The sequence below is a fragment of the Frankia sp. AgB32 genome, from assembly GCF_023243045.1.
GTDB lineage: Bacteria > Actinomycetota > Actinomycetes > Frankiales > Frankiaceae > Frankia.
Window position 1 is genome coordinate 1 of record NZ_JALKFX010000057.1, and the last position, 22,876, is coordinate 22,876.

Sequence of the window (22,876 nt, forward strand, 5' to 3'; positions counted from 1 at the left end):
CTGCTGTTTGTCTTGCGCGGCCCGCTAGGCCCGGCCGACCTGCCGGGGGGGGGCCCGGCGGGGCGCCGCGGCAGCCTCGCAGTAGAAGAGCAGCCTGGACGGCCAGCGAGCGGCGTAGGACATCTCGTTGTGCATGGAGATCACGTACTCATGTGGGTACTCCGTCGACGTGTAGATGTCCCGCCCCACCCTCGTCCGGAGCGAGTTCCCGTGAACGTAGGCGAGCCGGTTCGGCAGCAACGCGCCGACCACCCGGTCGAAGTCCGAGAGCCGGACGTCGAATCCTCGGAAGACCAGGGCCTTCTCGCGGATGAGGAGCTCATCCAGATCGATGGACGCCAGGTGGCCGAGAAGCCCGGCGGCTCCCGTCCGCCCACCATCTGGCGGCCGGACGGAGTGCGGCCGCCAGCGTGGAAGCCCGGTCACGGCTGCCTCCTTCGGTCCCGCGCGACGACTACTTCTCGATCAGATAGCGGTCGGTATCGAGAACGTGCTGGGACAGGTACTTCATAAACGGGGTACCACCGGTGCCGACCTGCACGGGGTTGGCGCCGGAGGTCTGCACCTGACCGCGAATGTAGGTACCTGCGTACTCCAGGTGCTGTCTACGAAAGTCACCGGTCAGCTGCACGTCACGGTTGTAGGCCGCCACGAGAATTTTGTGGTCGGCGTTGCGGGCTACGTAGTCACGAACAGAGAACCGCTCCTCGAGCGCCTCGACGAAGACCCGATGCCTGGGCGGCATGTACGCACGCAGCTCCACCATGTGTTTTCCGAGGACGTCTCCGCTGTAGTCGAGGCCGAGCACCGCGTCGAAGGCCGGGATCACCGAACTCTGCGCACCGGTCTCGCCGCGGAACTTCTGCGGCCGGTCCGCATACTCCTTGACGCCCTCATACAGCACGCCGTTCGGCAGCGCCGGGTTGTCCAGCCAGCCGAAGATGTACCTCCGCACCCGGTTGTAGTAGATGTACGGATCGCAGTGCTCGGGCATTCGACGGAGGGTGCCGAGCATCCGTTCCATGACGTCGCCGAGGGCGTCGAGGTGCTTCGCGAGCCCTTCGAGGTCGTCGTGTTCGGCAGCGTCCTGCGCCTGAACCGCTGCGGCCACGCCCGCGCCCGCAGCGGATTCGATGGCGACGTGGACGAGGACGAACCAATCGTCGTCCATGCCACCAACTATGTTTTCTAGCCGCGCGATGTTACCGAGTTCGATCGGTAGGCCGCGGTCAAACCGCCGCCAGTTCACAAGGCTGTGCGAAGCATAGGACAGGACCGGCGGGCGGCCCAGGCGGGCGGCGACCTGGTACCAGGGACGTGCCAGGTTCGCGGGGATCGTGGAGCGAGGCTCGTCGTCCCCGAAGACGTAGGTGTGCCCGAAATAGGACAGCAGAAGCATTGCCCGATCCAGCTCGGGGCCGTCCGCCAGGTCGGTCGGGCTCAGCTCCGGCAGAGCGGCGATCGCCGAGTGAATCCGTCCGGCGCACACGACTTTCGGCAGATCCGCGGCAAGTTCCTCCCAGCACTCGAATCCGGCGGGGAGACGCTCAAGAGGGTCAGCGCTCGGCAGGAATCCGCGCACCGGGTCGACCGAGTGACTCGCCAAGAATTCATCCACTGTCTGAGTCGACACTTCACTCCACTCGCCGAGTTGGTTCGATGGCCTCCGGGACGACATTGGGCCCGTCAGCGCATCTTCTCGATAAGACTCTTTGGCCGCATGTCGGTCCAGTGCTCCTCGACATAGCTGAGGCAGGCATCCCGGCCGTCCGCCCCGAAGGCCACGCGCCAGCCCGCCGGCACCTCCGCGAAGGTCGGCCACAGGGAGTGCTGATCCTCGTCGTTGACCAGCACGAAGAAATCACCTTCAGGGTCGTCGAACGGATTCACCATCTTCACCCTTTCCTCTCGAGGTCCGTCACAGCGACTTCAATCCCGGTTCGGGCGCATTGACCAGGACGGCCGCGTTGCCATGCAGATGCCGGTTCTCATAGACACGTTGGTGCGCCTCGGCGATGTCGGCGAAGGGATAGGCCTCGCTCAGGCACGGATCAAGGCGGCCGGCCGCGACGAGGTCGATGACGGCGGCGGTCTGCCGGACATTGGCGGCGTGCGACCCCTGCAGCCGCTTCTGGAACATCCACAGGAAACGTAGATCGAGATCTCCGTTGTAGCCGCTCGTCCCCGCACAGGTGACGACCATTCCGCCGTTGTCACACACGTACACCGATGTCGGCAGCGTGTCCCGGCCAGGATGCTCCAAGACGATCTTGGGTGACCTCCGGTCCCCGAGGACGTCCCAGATCTTCCGACCGAAGGACCGCACCCCGCCGAGCCAGGCCCGATAGGCGTCCAGGTCGGCCGGGTCCGGCATCCGACCCCAGTGATCGAATTCTCGCCGGTTGATGACTCCTTCGGCGCCGAGCCGAAGGCAGTAGTCCGTCTTGGCGTCGTCGGAGACGACCGCGATCGGCCGCCCCCCGAAGCACCTGGTGATCTGGATGGCCATGGAGCCCAGGCCTCCGGCGCCGCCCCAGATCAGCACAGGATCCCCCGGCTGGACCGTGTGCGGATGCCAGCCGAGTAGTTGCCGGTAGGAGGTCGAGCCGCCCGCGAGGAAGCACCCGGCCTCCTCCCAGGTCAGCCGGTCAGGCTTGCGGTGGCACTGGTATTCGGCGGCCACCGTGAACTGGGCGAACGAACCGTGGTTCAGCTCGTAGCCCCATGCTTTCTGCGAGGTGGACGTCGTGGGGTCGGCCCCCATCCGGATGTCAGCAGCCGATTCGTCCCAGCAGACGCCACCGACGATGACATGATCACCCACGCGGAGTCCACGCACTCCCTCACCGACTGCCCATACGACACCCGAGCCCTCCGATCCTGCGATATGGAAATCCAGCGGATCACCATTTCTCCGCCTGGCGGCAATAACATCCGCGGGAGTTCCGAGTCCGGCCCAGACGCCGTTGTAATTTATTCCAGCGGCCATCACCATGATGAGGACCTGACCTCGACCGACCGGTGGAACCTCGACCGTCTCGAGCCGAAAGGACTTGACCGGAGGACCATAGAGTTCCGACCGGATGACGGATGCGTGCATGTAACGTGGAACCGCCCCCAACGGCGGGATCTCGCCAAGATCGTAAATCTCTCTTACGGCCACAAGTCAAGAGTAGGGAACTCGCCGAAACGACACTGGACATCCCCCATACAGGAAACTGCCGCCACCGGCCGCCAACCTGACGATCGGTCAGCTTGACCAGCGAAAGCGCGGCTCGCGCTTCTGCTGGAAGGCGTCGATGGCCTCGTGGAGATCAGGCGACTTCACCGCGACCACCTGAAGGGCGCTCTCCCGCCGCAGCGCAGCCTCGAGTGACGGCGCATCGAGGTTCTCGTGGAGAATGCCCTTGGTGAACGCCAACGCGGCCGCGCTGCAACCAGTGATGTCACTGGCTAGGCCGAGAGCGGCGGCCATGAGCTCCCCGGAAGGTACAACACGGCTGACCACACGGTGTAGCAGCGCCTCCTCGGCTTCCATGAAGCGGGCGCTGAGCATCAGCTCGGACGCCAGGGCCAGTCCCGCCACCCGCGGCAGGAGCCAGGAAAGACCGAGGTCCCCGCCCGACAGCCCCAACCGGACGAACGGCGCGCGGAACCGGGCCCGGTCCGAGGCGAGACGAACATCCGCGGCGAGCGCCAGCGAGAGGCCCGCGCCCACACAGGCACCGTCAATCGCCGCAACAACCGGCAGCGGCATGGTGCGCAGGACCGTAATGATCGCCGACTGCCGGTCCAGATGGGCGTGCAACTGAGCGGCGTCGAGATTGGACAACCGCCTAAGCTCGTCCAGATCGAACCCGGCGCAGAAGGCGCCGGCTGCTCCCGTCAGCACCAGCGCACGGGCGTCGCCGCCGGCGCCGAGGTCAACGCACAGCTCCCGCAGTGCGTCGAGCATCTCATCATTGATGGCGTTTCGACGATCCGGCCGGTTGAGCCGCACGACGACAACGCCACCGTCGCTCCAGTCAACGTCGACGTATGCACTTTTCACAAAATTCCCCCAACAGGATCCGGCATTCTGGACTTACCATACTGCCAAAGTTTCCACATCCCACCGACAGGCAGGTTTGAATACAGAATGCATCAAGCGCGATACCTGCGCACGAACATTACAATTTGAATCCATGGAGCTTCCCTCGCTGCAGCACATTTATATCGGCGGGCGGTGGGTCACACCGGCCACGACGGCGACGATCGAGGTGGAGAACCCGGCCACCGGAAGAATCATCCGCCAAGTCCCTGCGGGCCACACCGAAGACGTCGACAGGGCGGTCGCCGCGGCGAGATCAATATCTACAGAATGGAGCGCGAGCAGCATCGAAGAACGGATCAGCAGCCTGGCCCGCCTGCGCACCATGCTAGTCGAGAGCCTCGAGGAGATGGCATTGATCATCACCCGAGATGTGGGCTCTCCGCTGAATTTCTCCCGGCGCGCGCAAGCGGGCCTGCCTCTTCTGGTCCTCGACGGCTATCTCGACGCGCTCCGGTCCGACAGCGGCGAAGAGCGCATTGGGAATTCCCTCGTCCTGCGCGAGCCGGCCGGCGTCGTCGCCGCCATCACGCCTTGGAACTATCCTCTGCACCAGGCCATTGCCAAGATCGGCGCGGCGCTCGCCTCAGGCTGCACCATCGTACTGAAACCGAGCGAGCGCGCCCCGTTGTCCGCATACCTCCTGACGGCCCTGATCGACCGGCTCGACCTACCAGACGGTGTTTTCAATCTCGTGCCAGGCGACGGTCGGGGAGCCGGCGCGCCTCTCGTCGTCCATCCCGACGTCGACGTCGTATCGTTCACCGGCTCGGTCACGGTGGGCGGTGCGGTGGCCGCGGCCGCCGCACGCACGGGGAAGAAGGTCTGCCTGGAGCTGGGTGGCGCGTCGACAACGCTGGTCCTGCCGGACGCCGACCTAGCCGACGCCGTCGAGGACGCGGTCGGCAGCGCCCTGCGAAACGCGGGGCAGAGCTGCACCGCTCGGCGCCGTCTGCTGGTCCCGGCATCCCGCCTGAGCGATGTCGTCGAGGCTGCCGGAGCCATGATGGCGCGGTATACACCGGGCGACCCGGAAGATCCGAACTGCCGTCTCGGTCCCCTGGCGTCCGCGGCGCAGAAGGAGCGGGTGCTCGGGTTCCTGCGCTGCGCCCAAGCCTCCGGCGCCCAACAGGTTCTGCCGGCGATGGACGTCCCGTCATCCGGCCATTTCGTCGCTCCGACTCTGTGGACCGGAGTCCGGCCGGACTCCGAACTCGTCCAGGAGGAGATCTTCGGGCCGGTCCTGTCCGTGCTGACCTACACCAGCGAGGACGAGGCGGTCGAGATCACGAACGACACGTCCTACGGGCTGGACGTGGCCGTGTGGTCTGCTGACACCGACCGGGCGATCGCGGTCGGTCGAAGGCTACGCGTCGGTCAGGTCGAGGTGAACGGGGGCGGCTTCAACCCGGCGGCCCCGTTTGGCGGCTACAAGCGGTCCGGGGTGGGTCGCGAGCTCGGGCTGTACGGCATCCGGGAGTTCCAAGAGGTCAAGTCCTTGCAGCTGCCGGTCTGAGCTGCGCTCTCCACCGAAAGGCGGCTTCGTGGCCTTCGAGATCCCCCCCCTTGATCCGCGACGTCTGGCGGAGCTCAGCCCATTCACCGATGAGGCCGAACAGAGCACCCGCGAGTTCGTGCGCCGGTTCCGCCTGGCCCCCGACGAAGCAGCGCGCCACCATCACGAGCGCTCGCTGCTGGGCACGCTGATGGGCCGTGCCTACCCGCACGCGGGTCCAGTCGAGCTGTGCCTCGTCACCGACTGGATCAGCTGCATGCTTGTGCTCGACGACCAGTTCGACGAGACCGAGCTCGGCCGCGACCCCGACCTGCTCCGCCGGGCCTGCGCGGAGATCCTCGGCTGGCTGCCAGTCGAGGGCCCGGGGGCCGATGCCCCCCCGCACGAACCGGTCCGGTTCGTCCCCGAGGTGTTCCGGTCGGCCTTTTCCGACCTGTGGAATCGCCTAGGCCTCCGTACCACCCCTGCCTGGCGTGCACGTATGACTGCCCATCTCTCGGCCTTCTTCGACACCTGCGTCTGGGAGTCGGAGAACCGCCGGTCCGGCAGGGTCCCAGGGATTGACGAGTACCTGCGGATGCGCCGCAGCGCGCTCATGCCCTACCTCGATCTCATCGAGGTCACCACCCGGTGGGAGGTGCCGCTGGACCTCTACCGCCTGCCGGACCTCACCGAGCTCAACGCCGCACTGTCCGACGCCGACCTGTGGACCAACGACCTCTTCTCCTGCGAGAAGGAGATACTACTCGGCGATCAGCACAATCTTGTCCTCGTCCATCTTAACGCCCACGGCGGCTCTTTACAGGAATCGGCCCGAGAAGTTGCCCGCATGACGCAGGAACGGATCGACTACTTTAACGAACTCAGCGGCAGATTCGTCGCGCGGAACCTTCGCGATCAGGCTGACCATGCGCTTGTCCAGCGAATGGAGGCACACCTGCGCGGACTGGCCAGCTGGCTGAGCGGCCAGAACCGCTGGCGGCACGAGACCCGCCGCTTCGATCCCGGCCGCCCGGAGGTCCAAGACGCCTCTGGCACCACCGCCCTGTAGACGGCTCCTCCATCCGACGACCGCACGCGAGCGAGGAAGAAATGCGGGACCGCTACAAAACGCTCGACTATCTGAAGACCCTGGACCCCAAGAAGGATGATCAGGAGATCCATCAGATCTCCTCCGATCACGAGTTCCCCTGGGACTACGGTAGGGGACTTGAGATCGCCATCTGGCGGACCTGCTGCGTACCGCGAATCTCCAAGATGCTCGACCAGACCGGCGAGTTCGGTCTGCGCGCCCAGAAACGTTATGACGACACGCGCATCCTGCTCGGCGAGATCGTACGCGGCGGATACGACTCGAAACGAGGACGGCAGGCAATCTCACAGATCAACCTCGCTCATCGACGGTTCGACATAGACAACGACGACATGCGGTACGTGCTGTCGACCTTCATATTCGAACCGATACGATGGATCAACCGCTGGGCCTGGCGCCCGATCAGCGAGACCGAGAAACTCGCTGCCTTCTACTTCTACATCAGCGTCGGCCAGCGGATGAACATCCAGTCGCTACCAGCCGACCGCGACGAATTCGAACAGTTCAACCTGGACTACGAACGCGCGAACTTCGCCGGGGCTGAATGCAATGGACGGGTGGGCCGGGCCCTGCTCGAGCTTTACTCGTCCTGGTATCCGTGGCCGACGAGCACGTTCGTGGCGACCATGTTGCCGTGCCGGCTCGATCGTCCGGCCCGCGAAGCGCTCGGAATGAGCGAACCATCTCCATGGATCCGCGGTCTGAACCGGCTGGCCCTACGCGGTCACGGCCTGGCTGAGCGGGCAATGCCCACGACGATGGCCAGGATCATGACCAGGCCGACGGCCAGGACCTACCCTGGATATCCGCACGGCTACGATCTCGCGGACATCGGCCCCGCGCACTGAGCCTGCCGGCCACGTCGTGAGTGCTCACCCGACAGGCGCCGTCAGTCTGCTGCCAGTTCAGCCAAGATCTCGGCCGTGTGCTCACCGTGCGCCGGGGCCGCGCTCCTCAGCGATTCCAGCCCGGAGCCGAACAGGACCGGGAAGCGGACCTGGTCGCTCGGACCCGTCGTGGCAGAGCCCGGCACGGTGCCGATCAGCTGGCGTTCCCGGACATGTTCGTCGTGAAGGAGCTCCGTGACGTCCTCGTAGACGGGCGCCCACGGGATATCCATCCGGGACAGACAGTCGCTCCACCAGGCCAGGTCGTGCCGCGCGAAGATCTCCTCCAGCAGGGTCCGCACCCGCGCCTTGGCCCGGGTGCGATCCCGCCGGCGGTCAAGGCTGTCCTCGGCGAGGGCTGGGAACTCCCCGGCAAAGGCGCGGCGGAAGCGGAGCCAGAACTTGTCCTCGAAGGTGGACAGCGTGATCCGACGGCCGTCCGAGGTGCGGAAGACATCGTTGTCGCCGGTCACCAGCGGGCTCTCACCTGGCAGGTCCCGTGACCTCGGCGGCAGGACCAGCGGACCGCACCAGCTGGTCGCCGCCTCGTGCAGGGAAACATCCAGATGCTGACCCTGACCGGTCGCCGCGGCGCTGTTGAGCGCCACCGTGAGGGAGAGCGCCGCGTACATCGCACCCGCCATGTCGGCGATCCGGACACCGACCCGATCGACGACGCCGCCGGGGCGATTCGGCACCGCGAAGAAGCCGGACAGCGCCAGGAAGTTGAGATCATGCCCGGGCCGCCGGGCGTAGGGACCAGACTGGCCGAATCCGGTGATCGAGCACAGGACCAGCCCGGGATTGGCCTTCCGCAGTCGATCAAAGCCCAGCCCCATCCCGTCGAGCACACCGGGACGGTAACTCTCCACCACCGCGTGGGATCCCGCGGCCAGCCGGAGAAACGTGTCCCGCCCGTCCCGATCGCGCAGGTCGAGCACGATCGACCGCTTGTTGCGGTTGAGTGCCGCGAAGGTGTCCGGATCGGCCAGCCGACCATAGTCACCGCCGTCAGGGCTCTCCACCTTGACCACGTCTGCGCCCAGGTCGGCCAGCAGCAGTGTCGTGAATCCCCCGGGCAGCAGGCGAGAGAGATCGAGTATCCGGAGGCCGCGCAGTGTGGACCAGTCCGACGTGACGTTCCCCTGGGCGTTCACGCGTCGTGGCTCCGCAGGACACGCCAGCCACCGAAGACCGCCACCGCCGTCCAGGCCGCCATGATCGGCAGGCCCAGCCATGCGGTGTAGGAGACGTCCGCGTCCGGCCGAAGGGTCATGGCCGCGTACTGCCCGGCCCGATCAGGCAGGAACTGGACGACCTCGCGCAGGCCGGGAACCTGCATGCTCAGCGGAGACAGCAGGAAGAGGACCGGCAGGAGCAGTCCCATCGCCGGAACCAGACTACGGAACATCGCGGTGATTCCCATGAACAGGAGGCTCAGCAGCGGGAAATAGAGAGCCAGGCAGATCACCGCCCGTACCGTGCCAGGATCGCCGAAGGAAACCCCGTGCTCGTCCAACAGGCGCTGGGACAGGAAGAACGTCAGCAGCGCGGTCGGGATCGCGACGGCCAGCGACAGGCCCGCGGCAACCAGGAGCTTGTGGACGTAGAAACGCCCCCGCTGAGGAACGGCGGCGAGCGAGGTCCTGATCGTACCTGTCTCGTATTCGCCGCCGATGGAGAGCATCGCGAAGACCGCGACCGCCACCTGGGCGAAGTTCAGCCCCCAGAAGCCCAGCTTCACCGGGTCGAAATCCGCTGAGGCAGCCTCGCCATCGCCATGCGCCCCGCACACGACTGGGCCGAGTACAACGAGCATAGCGACGCCAGCGACCAGCGACCAGACAAGAGAACGGACGGACCGGATCTTGGTCCACTCGGAATACAGAACCGGTTGCGAGATCATCTCAGGGCACCCGCTGTCCAGTGGCGGCGAATTCGACGGATTGCGCGGTCATGCGCAGGAAGGTCTCCTCCAGGGAGTCCTCACGCAGGGAGAGTTCCTGGAGCGGCACGCCCTCGCGTGCCGCGACCGCGCCGACCTGGTCCGCCGGCGCGTCGGGCACTTCCCACGTTCCGCCCCCCACCGGAGTGAGGGTCAGTCCCTCGGCGGCCAGGGCCTTTTCCAGCCGCTCGGGCCGCGACGTGCGAATCCGTACCCGAGCCCGCCCGTACTGTACGCCGAACTCCACCATGCCGATGTCCGCCAGCAGACGCCCCTTGCCGATAATGATCAGATGGTCGGCCGTCACCGCCATCTCGTTCATGAGGTGACTGGAGACCAGGACCACCCGGCCGTCCGCGGCAAGCTCCTTGAGCAGACTTCTGATCCACTGGATGCCCTCCGGGTCGAGACCGTTGAGCGGCTCATCGAGGATCAGCACCCGCGGATCTCCGAGCAGCGCGGCCGCGAGCCCGAGCCGCTGCCGCATGCCCAGGGAGAATCCGCTGATCCGACGCCGGGCCGCGGAAGCGAGACCGACCTGCTCGAGCAGCTCGTCGACTCGCGCGTCCGGAATCCGGTTGCTCCTGGCCAGGACCAACAGCTGGTCCCGCGCTCTGCGTCCGGGGTGCACGGCGGACGGATCGAGGAGCGCTCCGACATACCGCAGAGGCTGCTCGATCTGCGCGTAACGACGGCCGCCAATGACCACCTCGCCGCCGGTCGGCTGGTCGAGGCCGATCATCACCCGCATTGTCGTCGACTTTCCAGCCCCGTTGGGCCCGAGGAAACCGGTCACCCGTCCCGGCTCGACCCGAAAGGTGAGCTGGTCCACCGCGACGGTCGACCCGTAACGTTTGGTGAGATTCCGCACATCGATGAGCGACGTAGGGGGCGATTCTGCCCTGGTTGTCATGGTCCCAGGAAACCGCCTGGAGCACCCGGAGCAGATCCCCCAATCGTCTCCGATCCGCTCCCTCCCACGGGGGAGCGATAGGCATGATGTGACAGTGCCGATCGTCATCTCCGCTCTGCTACGGGCCTCTGTCTACACTCGCTGGCTGCATCTGATCACGGGTGGGGTCTTCGCTGGCATATGTGTCATGGTGGCCCCTGGTTTCAGCACATCATTGCCGCGCACCCTGCTCATGTGCCTGATCTCCCCGCTGCCAGTGCTCGCGCTCGCCGCGCTCCTGCCAGGAACCCGCCACGCCGAGGGCATCCAGGCCCGGTGGCTCCTGCGGCCACGGGACGGCGCCGAGATCAGCGTCGACTCCTCGCGCACGCTGTCCGACCGGCGGCGGACCGGACTATGGTTGCTCTTTCGCGTCTGGTTCGGAGCCGTCGTTCTGGCGCTGACCGTCAACGCCTTCTCCCTCGCCGGTGAACTCGCCCTCGCCCCGTTCCGGGAAGGGCCGCTGCGGGTCTCCGGGATACGGCTTCTGGACAGCGACAGCCATCTCCTGGGCCCACTCCTGGTGCCGCCGCTCGTCCTTGCCCTGATGTGGACAGTCGTGGCAGCCGGAGCACTCGACCTGCGAGCGGCCCGGATGTTCCTCAGCCCGTCGCCAGCCGAGCAGCTCGCGGAGGTCGAGCGCCGGGCCGAGCAGCTCCTAGAACGCAACCGGCTGGCCGCCGAGCTGCATGACTCCATCGGCCACGCCCTCACCCTGGCCGTCCTACAGGCCGGCGCGGCCAGGCAACTCGCGGCCACCGATCCCGCGTTCGTCGAACGTGCCCTGACCGTCATCGAGGAGACTGGACGACGAGCCATGGACGACCTGGAGCGGACCGTCGGGATACTCCGTGACGCCCCGGAGGGCCCGCGGGCCCGTCCCACACTGGCCGAACTCGACAGCCTGCTGGACAACGCCCGGATCGCGGGCGCACCGATCATCGCCGACATCACGCCGCGGGTCGAAGACATCCCCAGCGTGGTTTCACGGGAGGCATACCGGATCCTGCAGGAGGCGGTGACCAATGCGCTGCGGCACGCTCCGGGCTGCGCGGTGGCGATCGACCTCAACGTTGACGATGCCTGCCTGGAGCTACGGGTCGCCAACCCGCTGCTCGCCAGGACGCCCGTCTCCTCACGGCCGGGTGGCAAGGGTCTACAGGGCGTGAAGGAACGCGCAGTCCTCCTCGGTGGAGAGATCAACGCGAGGCCTCAGGGTGGTCACTGGATCGTCGAGGCCAGACTTCCCCTTAGGCTCACCTTGTGACTATCTCAGTACTCCTCGTGGAGGATGACGAACTGGTGCGTGTGGGGCTGCGGGCCATTCTGGAGGCGAGCGGTGAGATCGATGTCGTCGGGGAGGCCTCCGACGGATCGCGGGTCGTGTCTCTGATTCGGGAGACGACCCCCGACGCCGTGGTCATGGACATCCGGATGCCGAAGGTCGACGGCCTGGCCGCCATTCGCGAGATCCTCACGAGAGTGACCAACCCCCCGAAGATCCTCGTTCTCACCACCTTCGAGCGGGACGACTACGTCTACGAAGCACTCCGCGGCGGGGCGAATGGCTTCCTGCTCAAACGGTCCCGACCTACGGAGATCGTCCAAGCCATCCGCATGGTCGTCTCAGGTCACACGTTGCTCTTCCCCGAGACGATCCGGTCCATGGCGAGCCGGCGGCCGAACGGGGAGGCCCACGAGACGATGCGGCGAGCGGCCCTCACCGCGAGGGAAGCGGACGTGCTCCGGCTGATCGCCCAAGGATTGTCCAACAACGAGATCGCCGACCGCCTGTACCTCGGCGTCCAGACCATCAAGACCTACGTGAGCAGCGTGCTGGCCAAGCTCGGCGCACGCGACCGCACCCAGGCGGTCATCCTCGCCTACGAGTCGGGGTTCATCGAGGCCGGCGAGCCCTGACAGGCGGAGCGCCATAGCAGCGTGATACTCACGTGGATGCCCCCTCGGGGTCCAGCCGCACCAGACCACCTTGGGCGATAAGCTCCTTGAGGCGGAATCGTTGGATCTTCCCAGCCGGCGTCATGGGCCAGGACTTCGCCTCGTACCACCGGACCGGAATCTTGAACGGCGCGAACTTCTCCCGACAGAGCGCATGGGCGGCCACAACGTCGACAGCCCGGTCCGATGCCGGACACACCACGGCGACCACGACCTCGCCCCGGACGTCATCCGGAACCCCGAGGACAAGCGCCTCGCGCACGTCCGGCAGCCCGGCCAGGAGCCGCTCGATCTCCTCCGGCGCGATGTTCTCGCCGCCACAGATGATCAGATCGTCGACCCGGCCCTCAAGCCGAAGCGTGCCGTCGGGACCCAACGAGCCCAGGTCTCCGGTATGTAGCCAGCCCTCGGCGTCAACCTTGCGCGCGGTCGCCGCTGGATCAGCGTGGTAGCCGAGCATCTGTTGGTAGCCGCGGACACAGATCTCGCCAGTCGCGCCGAATGGCAGAACCGTGCTGGTTCCAGGACGGACGATCCGGCAGGAGACTCGAGGCAGTGGTCGCCCAACCGTGGTGCTCCTGGTCTCCAGACTGTCTCCTGGACGGGTGAGAGTCACAACCGACGCCAACTCGGTCTGCCCGTAGAGATTGACGACCGTGGTGGCGAAGAGCTTCTCGATGCCGGCGATGAGACGTGAGCGGACCGGGGCCGCACCGGTCAACACGCACCCCAGCCGGGGCGGTGGCGTCTGCTGCTTCCCAGCGACATCCGCCAGCATCGTGAGGACAGCGGGGACGCTGGACAGCACTGACCCGGGGCGGCGGCGCAGCACGTCGAGCAGCAGGACGGGTTCGAAGCGTTCGAGGAGTACGAACGTCCCGCCCAGGGTGGCCGGCCCGAGGCAGGAAATCACACAGCCCGCGGTATGGAACATCGGCAACGGTGAGACAACCGTCGTGCGGTCCGCCAGGCCGAGCTCCAGGAACGTGAACCGGGCGACGTTGACGACCGCGCGGTGCGACAGCAGGACCGCCTTGGGCGGGCCTGTGGTTCCCGAGGTGAACTGGATCTGGGCGGCATCCTCGGAGGCTGTCGCGGCGACCCGCGATGCGGGCACGCCACCGGGCTCCCGCAGGTCCTCCCAGTCGGTGAGCGACGCGACGTGCTCCAGTGATGGCAGCCCCACGACGACGTCCCGGACGGCGGCCGCCATGTCGTACCCGCGGACCTTGTCCGCGTGCATGAGCATCGTCGCCTCGGACAACGAGAGCGCGTGGTGCAGTTCCCCGGCGCGGAGCGTGGGATTCAACGCCACGAGAACGACTCCGGCCAGCGCGGCTGCGTATTCGAAGATCGGCCAGTGCTGGACGTTCGGCGCCCAGAGTGCGACCCGTCCCCCCGCCGGGACCCGGCGAGCGATCCCGCCAGCGATCTGTTCGGCCTCGGTGAGAAGCTCGCTGTACGTCCACGTGCGGGGCTCTCTGGTGCCGTCGGGGACAGCTTCCAGGGCCAGCGCGTCGGGACAGGCGGCGGCGGTGTCCCGCAGAAGACCGCCCACGGTCTGATCGGACAGGTGCGGGCTGGCCTGCTCCAGTACGACGGCGGGATGGTCAACGACCACGTGTATCTCCTCGCAGCACAGATGGCACGGTCAGACTCGGACCGTCGTGGACGCGGTGGGGTCGCCGCACAGTTCCGCGAGTGGCAGGTCGGTCTGGGCCGCGAGGCGCAGTCCGACGCTACGGAGGGACTTTGGATCGGCGTCGTGACGTTCAATGATCATTTGCGCCGCCGTGGGTTCCGCCGCCACTCGGCTGATGCCGATCATCCGGCAGAGCAGCTCGTATGCCTGGTCGGCGGTGAAGGCCGGGATCAGGAAGTGCCGCACGCCTTCGGCATAGAACCGTTCCCGCCCCGTGATCAGCATCCCGGTGTGAAATCCAGTCGGAACCAGAGCCCGGACGACGTCCTCCCGCTCCATGTTGTCGACCACGACAAGAACCCGCCGATGGGTCAGCAACGCACGGAAGAGCCGGATACGTTCGGCCAGGCTCGTCGGTACATCCTGGGCCTGCACCCCAAGTTCGCGAAGGAAGCAGCCCAGTACCGGGTGGGCGTCGACGGGTCCGTCCACGTAAAGGACCCCGTCGGGGTAACGGGACAGGCAACGGCTGGCCACCCGAATCGCGAGCGCGGACTTGCCCACGCCTGGCCCGCCATGCAGTGAGGCGATCGGCGCGGCGCCGAACGGGGTAGCGGATCTGGCCCCGACGAGGTAGCGCAGCACCGGATACAACTCCTCGCGTCCCACGAAGTCGCCGAGACTGTGCGGAATCGCAGCCGGAGCGGGCGCTCCGAGCGACAGCGACTCCCGCGCCGCGTTCTGTCGTAGCACGGACATGTGTGCCGCGCGTAGATCGGGGCTGGGTTCGAGGCCGAACTGGGTCCGCAACCGGGAGACGAGGCCGTTGTAAAGGTCCAGCGCGGCGACCTGCTGGCCAGAGGCCGCGAATGCCAGCATCAGAGCGGCATGCAACCCCTCATGCAGGCGATACTGCGGAACGAGTGGCCTCAGTATCGCGATCGCTTCCTCGTAGTGGCCGAGGCTGCTCTCCATCTGGGCGAAACGTAGCACTGCGACAAGGTGGCCGCGGCGGTGCTCCTCAGCGAATCGGTGCTCACGCAGACCCGACGCGGCTCCCTCCAGAAGCGGACCGGCCGGCAGGGCGAGGGCCTGGGCGAGGATGTCGTACTCGGCTGTCAGGTCACCACACCGGCGGGCGTCCGCGGCTTCCTGGATCAGATCATTGAAGACACCCAGGTCAAGCCGCTCGCTCACGATCCGCAGCTCGTAGCCGCCCCTGTGGTAGCCGACCTGCGGCCTCTGCGTAAGCGTGTCGGACTGGCGGTTGAAAAGTGAACGCAAACGCGAGACGTAGGTATGAATGAGCTGGGTGAACGTGTTCGGCGGGTCATCCCCCCAGAGGACCTCGACTATCTCTTCGCAGGCGACCACCTGGTTGGCATGAATCGCCAACAAGCCCAACAGGGTCCGCTGCATGGGGGTGCCGAGACCGAGCTCGACGGGGCCTAGCTTGAGAGTGAGGTGGCCGAATACCTGGAGGTTCAGCGAGTGATGACCGTCTCCAAGTGCAGTCCGATCGCCGACCTGTCCGGCGAGGGCATCGGACAGCCGTGGATCATCCAGTACCAACGCGACCCGCTGCAACGAACTCGGGTGTGGTCGGCGCACCCTTCCGTGTTCGATCTCCCGAAGAGTCCGCAGGCTGATGCCCGATCTCTCGGCCAGTGTCCGCTGACTCAGTCGTGCTTCACGACGCAGATCACAAATGATCTTTCCGAGCGAGTTCTCCATCCTTGCCCTCCAATGAACTCCCCGCCATGACGATGATCTATCACGGAGCGACACCCGGGGCAAGGAACAGTTGAACAGCATCCGGGGAAGCGTTCGACTGATGACTTGACATCCAGGGAGCAGCACTCTTAAGCCAGACACAGCCGATCCAGCCGGCCACCTTACAGGGCAAATACCAGACCGTGTCTGAACGGAGATCTGCTGCAACAGACGGAGTGACATTTTCATCGGGGTGGGGCTATGATCTTCTGATTCAAGAAGTGGACCGAGATCCGAGCAACCCGCATGAGTGCGTTGACGGAGCACAGAGACGATGCCGGAGACAGCAAAAGATCGCGCCACTCCCCGATCCCCCTCGCCTCCCGCCAGGCCTTCGCCCTAGCGGAGGTGTTTGACGTCGGCGTCGAGGAGGTTGACATCATGGCGGCGACCGGAGCCCTGCGATCAAGCACCCGCGCGCTCGCTGCCATTGCCCGGCCGCTACACATCCGAAGTGAGGACCCGCATGATCGGCGCGGATGATCTCGTACCGTCGCTCTTCCAGACTCAGGTCATACGTACGCCCCGCGCGCCGGCAATCGCACACAGGACCACGACACTGACCTATGCAGAACTCAATGCACGCGTCAACCAGCTTGCCCATCTGTTGATCCGACGGGGCGCGGGTCCAGAGCGGATCGTGGCACTCATGGTGCCACGCTCGATTGATATGGTTGTCGCCGTACTTGCCGTTCTCAAGACCGGCGCGGCCTACTTGCCCATAGACACCGAATACCCCAGAGAGCGGATCTCCTATCTCTTTCTGGACGCCCGTCCATTCCTGGCGCTGACCACCGAGGCGGCGGCCGGAAGTCTTGTGCCCCGCGCTGTCGATGTTATCTCTCTGGACCATCCGGCGACCCAGATCGAGCTGGATCACGAGTCCACCGCCGACCCTGCCGATACTCAACGGACGAGCCCGCTTACTGCACGATCACCCGCATATGTCATCTACACATCCGGCTCCACCGGCCGCCCCAAGGGCGTGGTCGTTGAGCACCGCGGCATCGCCAACCTCGTCTTGACGCGGGTGGGGTTCCACGCGGTCGACGCCGGCAGTCGCCTGCTCCAATTCGCGTCGCTCAGCTTCGACGCGGCCGTCTCCGAGATCTGTACCACACTCACCTCCGGCGCCTGCCTGATTCTCGGCCCAAGCGACATGCTCGACCAGGTCGCGCAGCTGCCGGAGCTGATACGGCGCCATCGCGTGACACATACGACCCTCCCACCCGCCGTTCTCAGTCGTCTGCCCCTCGGCAGCCTGCCCACCGTGCGAACTCTGGTGATCGCCGGCGAGAGTCCCCCCGCCGGATTGGTTGCCAAGTGGGCCCCCGGGCGCGAGATGTTCAATGCCTACGGTCCGACCGAGACGACAGTCTGCTGCACGATGGCGGGCCCGCTCACGGCGGCGAAGGGTGTGCCAGGAATTGGCCGGCCGTTGCCCAACGTGCAGGTCCATGTCCTCGACGACCGACTGCGACCGTTGCCGTCCGGCAACATCGGCGAGCTCTATGTGGCTGGAGTCGGGGTCGCGCGCTGCTATCTGAATCGCCCCGCCCTCACGGTCGGGCGATTCGTGGCCGATCCATTCGGCGGCCGCGGCGAGCGGATGTATCGCACCGGAGACCTCGCCCGGTCCCGTCCGGATGGCTCCCTGGAGTTCATCGGCCGTGAGGACCGGCAGGTGAAGATTCACGGGCTACGCATTGAACTCGGTGAGATCGAGGCTGCGCTCACCCGGGTCCCAGGAGTGGCGAACGCTGTTGTCACCGTCGGCGCAACCGCGGCAGGAGATCCACGACTGGTCGGCTATCTGGCCTCCGGCTCACGCATCGCGTTGGACGTGGCCACGGTGCGGGCGCATCTGCTCGAGGTCCTGCCAAGTCACTTGGTACCGGGAACGCTGATCACACTGGACAAGATGCCACTGACAGCGAACGGCAAGGTGGACCTGAGCGATCTACCCAGGCCGGAACGGCTACACAGTGATTCGGGTATCCATGCTTCGGACGGCCTCGGCACGACCCTCAGCGCCCCCGATGTTCGCCGTCTTCTCCGGCCGGGCAGCACGGCCAGAGGACTCAGCGAGTCCAGAGCGCTGCGTGTTCCGCCGAATCTGGACCAGGAGAGGCTCGCCGCTGCCGTTCAGACCGTCCTCGACCATCACGACATGCTGCGGGCCCGGCAGGTGGGCCTGGACCTCACGCTGCCCTGGAGTCTGGAGGTCGACGCGCCGGGCACCGTGGACGCCCGCCATGTCATCACCCGGATCGCGCTGCCGCCACATGTCACGGCCGAGGTCGGTCGACAGGCCGCGGCAGCCGCCCACCGGCTGGATCCGGAGCGGGGGAAGCTGCTCCAGATGGTGTGGTTGGACGCAGGTCCAGAGGCCTCCGGCCTGCTACTGATCGTCGCGCACCCTCTCGTGATCGACGACGCGTCCTGGCGGATACTCGCCTTCGATCTCGCTACCGCCTGGGCGGGCGATGCGTTGGCCCCGGTGCGGACCAGCTACCGAAGCTGGGCGCGTTCACTTGCGGTCGAGGCGCAGACGACCGAACGGCTCGCCGAACTTCCGCTGTGGCAGCGGATACTCGAAGGTGGCGACCCCCCATTGGGTACACGCCGGTCCGCCCCCGCCCCGGACACTCGCTCGACCACGGGACGACTGGCCGTCACCCTGACCGCCGACCATACGACCTCGATTCTCACTGATCTCCCGGCCCGGTTAGCGGCGGGAGCCGAGGCAATCCTCCTTACCGGGCTCGTCCACGCTGTGGCACGGTGGCGGTCGACACCCGCGGAGCGGTCCGTGCTGATCGAGCTGGAGGGTTCCGGACGTGCCACGCCGGCCGAGTCCGGGAGCCTTTCCCGGACCGTGGGCCGCTTCAGCCACCGCTTCCCGGTCCGACTGGACCCCGGACCCGACGGCACCGGGCTCAACGCCATCAGCACCCAGCTACGGGAGCTCCCTGACCGCGGAATCGGTTACGGAATGCTCCGCTACATGAACCCCGACGCCGCGATGCTGCTGGCCGATTTTCCAGACCCACAGATCTTTTTTAGATACACAGCGTGCAGCGACAGCCCGCCTGCGGACTGGGTCGCCGTGCCGCGATTCTCCTCCGCCCTGCCTGCCACCGGAACTGATCTGCCGCGTGGCCGTGCCCTCGACCTGTCTGCGGAGGTTCACGAGCATCAGCTTCACCTCACCCTTCGATGGCCGGACGACGTGTTGGGCCGCACCGAGGCGCGCAGGCTGGTGGAACTGTGGGTCGACGAGTTGCGCCACCTGGCTCACGACCTCTGACAAGGAACAACCCATGTGCATCGACGTGGACCACAGGGCCCGGCTGGTACGGCTGTCGCGGCATCGCGAGCACGGTCCAGCGCCGCCAGGATGTCCACGCGTGTGATCTGCCGATTTGATCGATGACCCAGGTGGAGAAGCAGGGAATCACGATCGGATCATCGAGTACCGGTCGCCGACGGCTAGCGGTTACGCTTCGTAGGACTTGATGTCCGTAAGATCTCCACGCACTTTCCGCTCCACTACACACCGACCTGCTCACCGTTGCCATCATTCCAGCTCCGGAATCATTTCGATCTCATCACCACAAGATCACCACCGCACCGAAGCCTTGAATGGATGCCTACGGAGGGTAGTTCGCGTCCACCGTGGCTACTAAGACCCATCTTCGGGCGCCGGATGTGATACGCTTTTCGAGGTTAGCCTGAAAGTGCTATGTGCCCTTCCCGCCACTTCCACCCTCAAGGAGGAGCCGACGCATCCTGTTTAGAGCCAGGAGGTAATAGCCAGCACGATCGGCTTGCCGGTTCCATGTTCGGATGACAGTTCGACCATGCTCGGGTCCTCGGATAAGCAGGGGTCCGAGTGCACCAAGGTCACCCTTCCTGGTTCCGCCGAGAGGGGCCGGGTGGACATGTGAGCTCGTAGCCATTTTCGGCACCCTGCCTGAAACCTGTTTCGAGAGATGGCGGCGTGTCACACCGGAAGTCCCCTGGTTCCAACGGACTCATTTTCCCGTAGAGCGCCCAGGTGGTCTCCGTGGCATTTCTGGCGCATGATTGCGAAACGTAATGATCACTCGTTTTCCATGAGGATTTCCGGCGGATCAAAGTCCAGCTATTCGTCGGGGAGACCACAGAATACCAGAACGAAGTCACGACCCGTTCGAGGTTGACACAGCACGGTCGCCATTCATTCATCATGCGCACATCTCCCATGTCTGAGGCCGCCTTTCGGTTGTGAAGATCAGCGAGAGAAAGGGAGAACGTCCATGGCGGATCGCTTTTCCTCGTACGCCCAGATTTTTCGTCATCGCGGCAGCAGTCGCCTGCGGAGCGACGACCTACGAAGCGGATACCCTTTCCACTTTGCGCGGCTACCGAAGGCTATAGCAGATGGCAACTAGAGTTTTCCCAAACGGGAAGGAAGATGTAATAGTCTCTATTTTTCTTCTCCGCGAGGCTGATTCACCACGACTTCTGGGCGAAGATGAGGAGTATGTGCGCAGGCTGGCCGCCCTGGATTCCGAGCCTCCGCCGATCCTGGTGCACCGCCAGACCATGCGGGTGGTGGACGGTATGCACCGCCTGCGGGCCGCAGCCCTGAGGGGGCGCCGAACGGTCCGAATTGTCTACTTCGATGGCACCGCAGACGAGGCTTTTCTCCATGCGGTCGAGATCAACACCGTCCACGGTCTGCCTCTCTCCTTACCGGACCGCAAGGCGGCGGTGACGCGAATCATTGAGAGCCATCCCGAGCTGTCTGATCGCAGGATCGCAAAATGTGTTGGCCTCAGCGCGAAGACCGTGGCAGCCGTCCGACGTTCCCGGACCGAGCTTCCACAGCCGCCGATCCGGAAGGGCCTGGACGGAAGGATCCGTCCAGTGGACCCGAGCCGGGGGCGCAGGATCGCGGGCGAGGTGATCGCCTCTCGCCCGGGCGCCAGCCTTCGGGAGATCGCTCGGGAAGCCGGCGTTTCGGTGGCTACCGCAAAAGATGTCAAGGACCGGGTAAGAAGGGGCGAGAATCCGGCGAAACACGCCCGGACGGCGGTCAACGACGGGCCCGTACCACTGGACTGGCTACGTCGCGATCCGTCGATCAAGCTCAGCGAATCCGGCCGAAGACTACTTGGTTTACTCAGTGTGCACTCCGCCGCCCTTGACCGGTGGTCGGACATCATCGCCGCGGTTCCGCCTCATTGGAATGAGATTCTGGCCCGGCTGGCCGCACACTATTCGGCCGCGTGGAAATCGATCGAGCTTGACCTCAGGAGCCGAAGTCTTGCGGAAGACGAGATCTCCTGAGGCCGGCCAGTCGTGCCGCATGAAAGCCATCGAAAGAGGCACCTTCTATCAGAAGACCGGTGGCTGCCAGCACAAAGCAGATCGGAGGTTGGTGTGCCCGACCACATCCGCTACCTTGACACTGCCACTGTAGTTGATCTCTTAGAGCGCATAGACGTCGTGGAGGTCGTTGAAGCAGCACTGAAACTACACGCTTCTGGTCGGGCGGTGCTGCCAGAGGAAGCCTACCTGCGATGGACCGCCGGAGACGGATGGGCCCGAAGCCTCACCCTACCGGCCGCGCTCGGTGCGCCGCCCTACGCTGCCGGTGTGAAGGTGATAAACGGCAATACCTCGAATCCAGGCCGGGGTATTGACCGGGCCAGCGGGCTAGTCCTACTGTTCGACGTGCTCACCGGCCAGGTGTCGACCATTATGGCAGCAGCGCCCCTGTCAGCCATCCGGACGGCGGCCGTCAGCATCGCCGGATTGCGCCGCCTGACGGCCCGCCCGATCGAACAAGCCGTCGTTATCGGTGCTGGGCCAATCGGGGAGGCCCATGTACAATTGCTGGGAACGACTATTCCCACAGTGCGGATCATCTGGATACACGATAGTGACATCAACCGCGCTGCAGGCATTGCAGAACGGGCTCGAGTTGGTGACGTCGAGGTTAGGGTCGTTTCAGACCGGGCTGCGGCGCTCCGTACTTCCGAGGTCGTCATCGCAGCGACAACCAGTGCGAAGGCCCACCTCGGAGTCACCGACGTTGCCCCCGGCACGGTCGTCGTCAATGTCGGCCTCGATGATTGCGACCGCAACCTTCTGCTGAAGGCCGATCATTTGGTGGTGGACAGCTGGGACCTGGTTGCCGGAGACACCAACCGGCTGCTCGGACAGCTCATCAAAGATGGCCTGGTGGTCCACTCGGGCAATCCGACGCCGGCAGCATCGCCGCAGCGGGTCTGTGCTGAGCTCGGCCATCTCGTTGCTGGCACCGTGACCATCCGGCCAGGATGGAACGACCGGGTGGTCCTCAACCCGTTCGGTATGGCCGTCAATGACATCGCGGTGGCGACCGTCGTCGAGCAGATGGCGAAGAGCGCTGACTGCGGTCAGCACCTGCGTCCGTAATCGATTGTCATGGCTGCCGGCCAGAATGGAACAGCGAACCCAGTGCCGCCGTTCGCAGGCTCCGCCCTGGACCTGTCCGGGGAGTCGCTTCCACGCCCTACTGGCGGCCCCCGCCGTCGGCTGGCGGAGCCTGTGATCACTGCGACAGTCGTGCGGTCGCCCTGCGCGAACAGCCCCCGTCGATCACTCACAGGGCATCAGCATGCCCCACCTCCGCGGCCACCGCGACAGGATTTCACAGGAATCTCGCATCGGCCCCGACGACAGCGAGGACCAGGGGACCAAGGCACGGCCACGCGCCGGAGCGATGTCCGTGGTGGGCGAGGCGACCCGGACGACCCCCGGTAACCCACGCCACCGCAGACAGGCCCCCGGCGACGACGTCGGGAGCTTTCGTCGCGTCCGCCCGTTATGGCGTTGAGAACAACGCTGGCGGATGGAACCGCCTCTTCTGACGGTCTGGGGGGTCGGGTGGCTGTGCGTGGCGAAGAGCCAATGCCACTCGGTTAAGGAGGAGGGGTGTTCGTCCATCCCGACACGCCAACACCCGATCCCTTTCCGGTCAACTT

General features: G+C 65.6%; 18 protein-coding genes. 8 read left to right on the plus strand and 10 right to left on the minus strand.

What is annotated here, in order from left to right; all coding sequences use genetic code 11:
• Window positions 1-24: 24 nt before the first annotated feature.
• The 5 genes from MXD60_RS17425 to MXD60_RS17445 all read right to left on the minus strand — a co-directional run bounded on the left by MXD60_RS17425 (window position 25) and on the right by MXD60_RS17445 (window position 4,051).
• A complete protein-coding gene (locus tag MXD60_RS17425; RefSeq protein WP_248820371.1) occupies window positions 25-426 on the minus strand; it encodes a TauD/TfdA family dioxygenase in 402 nt (133 codons plus the stop codon).
• Window positions 427-454: 28 nt separating this feature from the next.
• Window positions 455-1,678: a PrnB family protein gene (locus MXD60_RS17430; RefSeq protein WP_283098528.1), complete on the minus strand. Its 1,224-nt coding sequence runs from the start codon at window positions 1,676-1,678 to the stop codon at window positions 455-457.
• An 8-nt stretch (window positions 1,679-1,686) separates the two neighbouring features.
• A complete protein-coding gene (locus MXD60_RS17435) occupies window positions 1,687-1,893 on the minus strand; it encodes an MbtH family protein (protein WP_248820373.1) in 207 nt (68 codons plus the stop codon).
• Window positions 1,894-1,918: 25 nt separating this feature from the next.
• A complete protein-coding gene (gene ccrA / locus MXD60_RS17440; RefSeq protein ID WP_248820374.1) occupies window positions 1,919-3,163 on the minus strand; it encodes a crotonyl-CoA carboxylase/reductase in 1,245 nt (414 codons plus the stop codon).
• Window positions 3,164-3,250: 87 nt separating this feature from the next.
• On the minus strand, window positions 3,251-4,051 hold the full coding sequence (locus tag MXD60_RS17445; protein ID WP_248820375.1) for an enoyl-CoA hydratase/isomerase family protein: 801 nt from the start codon (window positions 4,049-4,051) through the stop codon (window positions 3,251-3,253).
• Window positions 4,052-4,184: 133 nt separating this feature from the next.
• On the opposite strand from MXD60_RS17445, the gene MXD60_RS17450 reads away from it, so the two are divergent.
• From MXD60_RS17450 to MXD60_RS17460, 3 genes are read left to right on the plus strand one after another with little or no spacing between them, the layout of a single operon-like run.
• Complete coding sequence (locus MXD60_RS17450; RefSeq protein ID WP_248820376.1) at window positions 4,185-5,606, plus strand: aldehyde dehydrogenase family protein; 1,422 nt, start codon at window positions 4,185-4,187, stop codon at window positions 5,604-5,606.
• A gap of 28 nt (window positions 5,607-5,634) precedes the next feature.
• Window positions 5,635-6,657, plus strand: coding sequence for a terpene synthase family protein (locus MXD60_RS17455; protein ID WP_248820377.1), 1,023 nt, complete (start codon window positions 5,635-5,637; stop codon window positions 6,655-6,657).
• A 41-nt stretch (window positions 6,658-6,698) separates the two neighbouring features.
• A complete protein-coding gene (locus MXD60_RS17460) occupies window positions 6,699-7,547 on the plus strand; it encodes an oxygenase MpaB family protein (RefSeq protein WP_248820378.1) in 849 nt (282 codons plus the stop codon).
• 41 nt (window positions 7,548-7,588) lie between these two features.
• Here the strand turns inward: MXD60_RS17460 and MXD60_RS17465 are convergent, their stop codons facing one another.
• From MXD60_RS17465 to MXD60_RS17475, 3 genes are read right to left on the minus strand one after another with little or no spacing between them, the layout of a single operon-like run.
• Entirely contained in the window at window positions 7,589-8,743 is a 1,155-nt protein-coding gene (locus MXD60_RS17465; RefSeq protein ID WP_248820379.1) for a CaiB/BaiF CoA transferase family protein, read from the minus strand.
• Window positions 8,740-9,492, minus strand: a complete 753-nt coding sequence (locus MXD60_RS17470; RefSeq protein ID WP_248820380.1) for an ABC transporter permease — start codon at window positions 9,490-9,492, stop codon at window positions 8,740-8,742. The genes MXD60_RS17465 and MXD60_RS17470 overlap by 4 nt, the downstream gene beginning before the upstream one ends.
• Window position 9,493: 1 nt before the next feature.
• Window positions 9,494-10,444: an ABC transporter ATP-binding protein gene (locus tag MXD60_RS17475; protein WP_248820381.1), complete on the minus strand. Its 951-nt coding sequence runs from the start codon at window positions 10,442-10,444 to the stop codon at window positions 9,494-9,496.
• 187 nt (window positions 10,445-10,631) lie between these two features.
• On the opposite strand from MXD60_RS17475, the gene MXD60_RS17480 reads away from it, so the two are divergent.
• Window positions 10,632-11,750, plus strand: coding sequence for a sensor histidine kinase (locus MXD60_RS17480; protein ID WP_248820382.1), 1,119 nt, complete (start codon window positions 10,632-10,634; stop codon window positions 11,748-11,750).
• A complete protein-coding gene (locus tag MXD60_RS17485; RefSeq protein WP_248820383.1) occupies window positions 11,747-12,403 on the plus strand; it encodes a response regulator transcription factor in 657 nt (218 codons plus the stop codon). Before MXD60_RS17480 ends, MXD60_RS17485 begins: the two co-directional genes overlap by 4 nt.
• A 28-nt stretch (window positions 12,404-12,431) precedes the next feature.
• Here MXD60_RS17485 and MXD60_RS17490 read toward each other — a convergent pair whose 3' ends face one another.
• Both MXD60_RS17490 and MXD60_RS17495 read right to left on the minus strand, forming a co-directional pair.
• A complete protein-coding gene (locus MXD60_RS17490) occupies window positions 12,432-14,063 on the minus strand; it encodes a class I adenylate-forming enzyme family protein (protein ID WP_248820384.1) in 1,632 nt (543 codons plus the stop codon).
• A 30-nt stretch (window positions 14,064-14,093) separates the two neighbouring features.
• The gene (locus tag MXD60_RS17495; RefSeq protein ID WP_248820385.1) at window positions 14,094-15,818 is read right to left on the minus strand and encodes a BTAD domain-containing putative transcriptional regulator; all 1,725 of its coding nucleotides are present in this window, start codon (window positions 15,816-15,818) and stop codon (window positions 14,094-14,096) included.
• A gap of 505 nt (window positions 15,819-16,323) precedes the next feature.
• On the opposite strand from MXD60_RS17495, the gene MXD60_RS17500 reads away from it, so the two are divergent.
• From MXD60_RS17500 to MXD60_RS17510, 3 genes are all read left to right on the plus strand, one after another.
• The gene (locus MXD60_RS17500; protein ID WP_248820386.1) at window positions 16,324-19,167 is read left to right on the plus strand and encodes an amino acid adenylation domain-containing protein; all 2,844 of its coding nucleotides are present in this window, start codon (window positions 16,324-16,326) and stop codon (window positions 19,165-19,167) included.
• Between the two features lie 1,220 nt (window positions 19,168-20,387).
• Complete coding sequence (locus MXD60_RS17505; protein WP_248820387.1) at window positions 20,388-21,194, plus strand: ParB/RepB/Spo0J family partition protein; 807 nt, start codon at window positions 20,388-20,390, stop codon at window positions 21,192-21,194.
• 93 nt (window positions 21,195-21,287) lie between these two features.
• Complete coding sequence (locus MXD60_RS17510; RefSeq protein WP_248820388.1) at window positions 21,288-22,307, plus strand: hypothetical protein; 1,020 nt, start codon at window positions 21,288-21,290, stop codon at window positions 22,305-22,307.
• The last annotated feature ends 569 nt before the right edge of the window (window positions 22,308-22,876 follow it).